Genomic DNA, 1703 nt, shown 5'->3' with positions numbered 1-1703 from the left:
AGGCACCTTCACCGTGCAGGCAGCCACGCATGATTGGGGCGGGGGCAGCAGTGCGGCGGCGCAGCTGCCGCATTTGCCTGAGGGGGCGCTCGATCGCCCCCCCAATTGGATCGCCATTGGCCACTCGGGGCCGGACGGCGAACCCATGGCCGGGCAGAGCTACAAGATCTTCTTCGAGGGCCATGTGGTCGTCAGCGGACAGCTCGATGCACAAGGCCGCGCATGGCACGAAAACGTGCCTGCGCGGGCGCTGCACGTCGAATACGAGCCTCGCCAGCCACAACCCGACAAGCCATGGCCCGCGCTGAGCGACCTGGTGGCCGCAGCACAGTCCAAGCTCGGAGGCCAGCCATGAGCGCCACCTGGGAAGAGCTGGATAACGCACTGGCATGGTTCCGGTCCGCGCCGGCACGGTGGCTACAAAGCGCCAAGCAAGACCTCAGTGCCGCGGCCGAATGGATCTGGGTGGTGCTGCAAGGCGATTTTGCCGAGGAGCAGACCACCGCCCAGGTGGTCACCGGGACGGTGATCTCGATGATCCCTCTGGTGGATCAGGTCTGCGACGTGCGTGACCTCATCGCCAACTGCAAGAAGATCCACGAGGACCGCACCAACCAATGGGCCTGGGTGGCCTTGGTGCTCACCCTGATCGGCCTGTTCCCGACCCTGGGCAGCCTGGTCAAGGGCTGCCTGAAGATCCTGTTCGCGTACGGGCGCAAGGCGGTCTTCAACGCCGGCCGCGCCGCGCTGGACAGCGACCTGTGGCAGGCCACGCGGCCCTACGTCGAACATGGCATCGCCAAGCTCAACGACCACCTCGCCCGCCCTGAGGTGCGCCGGGCACTGTCGGCCCTGCGCATCGATCAGCCGTACCGCTACCTGGCCCAGCAAACGCGCAAAGTCGCAGCCCAACTGCAGGTCAGCCAACTGACCGCCGTCATGGACAGTGCGCTCAGCCCCGCGCGCCAATTGCTGGGCATGGTGCAGCGCTGGGGTGGCTCAGACCTGGCGCGCCACGCCCAGCAGACCCTGCAGATGCTCGACGAGGTTCGCCGCAAGGCCGACCGCGCCCTGGCCCAGGCGGTCCAGCCGGTACAGAACTGGCTCAACCGCTTGGCGCAGCGGCTGGACGTCGAGCACCGCCTGAACTACCGAGCGCAGACCAATGCCGTCAACCCCCACCACTTCCACCGCTTCAGCCTGGATGCCGAGATCGAGGCGTTGCGCAAGAGCCGACCAAAGTGGGTGACGGTGGGGAAGAAGGCCAAATACACACCCCTGCAAGAAGCCCCTGAAGTCCCCCTCGGGCATTTCGATATCGGCAAGAAGGCACCTGGACTGCTCAGAGAAGCCTTCCAAACCTTCCACACCGTGCGTCCCGACGTGCTGCCGCCGGGCACGGTGCTGTACCGGGTGCTGGACCCCAAGAGCAACGACAACAGCCTGTGCTGGATGACCCGCGAAGAATTCGCCAAGCTGCTCAGCAAGCCCGAGTGGCGTCAGCGCTTCGCCGTGTGGCGCCACTGGAACCACAATGGTGAGTTTGTGACTTACACCGTGCCGCCAGGTGAAGGCTTGCGCGTGTGGCGGGGGACAACCGCGTCGCAAGAACTCAAAGATCGAAACGGCACTCCCGTCAAAGCCGACGATCAGGGCAACCTGTTCTGGCTCGACGGCGGGGCCGAGCAGATCGTGGTGAACCC

General features: G+C 65.6%; 1 protein-coding gene and 1 pseudogene. Both read left to right on the top strand.

The features are described 5' to 3' along the window. A pseudogene (locus tag CTA01S_RS16790) lies at window positions 1–355 on the top strand (hypothetical protein); the annotation flags it as partial. Next, window positions 352–1703 (top strand): hypothetical protein (locus CTA01S_RS16060; RefSeq protein WP_062196850.1); only part of this gene is annotated, 1352 nt, incomplete at its 3' end. The pseudogene CTA01S_RS16790 and the gene CTA01S_RS16060, both read left to right, overlap by 4 nt.

It is taken from the genome of Caldimonas taiwanensis NBRC 104434 (assembly GCF_001592165.1).
Classification (GTDB): Bacteria; Pseudomonadota; Gammaproteobacteria; order Burkholderiales; family Burkholderiaceae_C; genus Caldimonas; species Caldimonas manganoxidans.
Note: the sequence above shows the minus strand (reverse complement) of the source record. Positions and strands in the feature narration are given on the sequence as shown.